This window comes from Streptomyces caniscabiei, from assembly GCF_014930365.1.
Taxonomy (GTDB): domain Bacteria; phylum Actinomycetota; class Actinomycetes; order Streptomycetales; family Streptomycetaceae; genus Streptomyces; species Streptomyces caniscabiei.
Genome location: NZ_JABXWI010000026.1, coordinates 111,384 through 112,442 on the forward strand (window position 1 = coordinate 111,384; position 1,059 = coordinate 112,442).

The following is a 1,059-nucleotide window of genomic DNA, read 5'->3' on the forward strand; positions in this document are numbered from 1 at the left end:
CTCGGGACGAGCGGGGCGGTCGTCACGACGCTCAGGACGAGCGGGGCGATCGTCCCGACGGAATCCACGGTCCCGGTCGTCGCGACGGAAGCCACCACGATCGCCACGGTCCCCGCTGTCGCGCCGGTCGTCCCTGCGGTCATCCCGACGGTCGTCACGACGGAACGCGGGACGCTCGTCGCGGCGGTCGCCGGGACGGTCGTCGCGGCGGTCGTCACGGCGGAAAGCCGGCCGGTCGCCGTCCCTCCGGAAGCCACGGTCGCGATCGCGGTCGTCACGACGAGGGGCCCCCGGACGGTCGTCGCGACGGAACGCGGGACGAGGCCCACGGTCACCATCACGACGGTCGTCCCTGCGGTCGTCCCGGCGGTCGTCGCGGCCACGGAAGCCGCCGCCGCGCTGCTCACCACCACGGTTGTCGTCCCGACGGAAGCCACCACGGTCGTCGCGGCGATCGTCGCGACGGAACCCGCCTCGGTCATCGCCCCGACGGTCATCCCCACGGCGGTCGTCGCTGCGGCGGTCGTCACGCCGGCCGTAGCCACCACGGTCGTTGTCGCGCCGGTCGTTGTCACGGCGCGGTCCACCGCGGTAGCCGCCACGGTCACCACTGTCCCGTCGCCGCTGGTCGCGCTCCGGTCGATCGTCGGGAGAGTTGGTGGACATGGTGACTCCTGTCTTCGGTACTGCAAGCATTCTAGAAACAAAAGGACCCCTGGTCCCAGCTGAACGCTGGGACCAGGGGTCCTTTCCAAAGATTGTTCGGCGGCGTCCTACTCTCCCACAGGGTCCCCCCTGCAGTACCATCGGCGCTGTAAGGCTTAGCTTCCGGGTTCGAAATGTAACCGGGCGTTTCCCTCACGCTATGACCACCGAAACCCTAATGGTTTCGAGCGAACAAGCACACTCTTCTTTTGTGTGGTTCAGCTCTAGCCGACAACTGTTCGTTGTCTCAGAACTAACACAGTGGACGCGAGCAACTGAGGACAAGCCCTCGGCCTATTAGTACCAGTCAACTCCACCCGTTACCAGGCTTCCATATCTGGCCTATCAACCCAG

The 1,059-nt window shown here is 66.7% G+C and carries 1 rRNA gene and 1 pseudogene; one reads left to right on the forward strand and one right to left on the reverse strand.

The features are described 5' to 3' along the window. Window positions 1–729: pseudogene (locus HW837_RS42960) on the forward strand (hypothetical protein); the annotation flags it as partial. A 31-nt stretch (window positions 730–760) separates the two neighbouring features. Here the strand turns inward: HW837_RS42960 and rrf are convergent. Further along, window positions 761–877: ribosomal RNA gene (gene rrf / locus HW837_RS42965) — 5S ribosomal RNA — on the reverse strand. Between the last annotated feature and the right edge of the window lie 182 nt (window positions 878–1,059).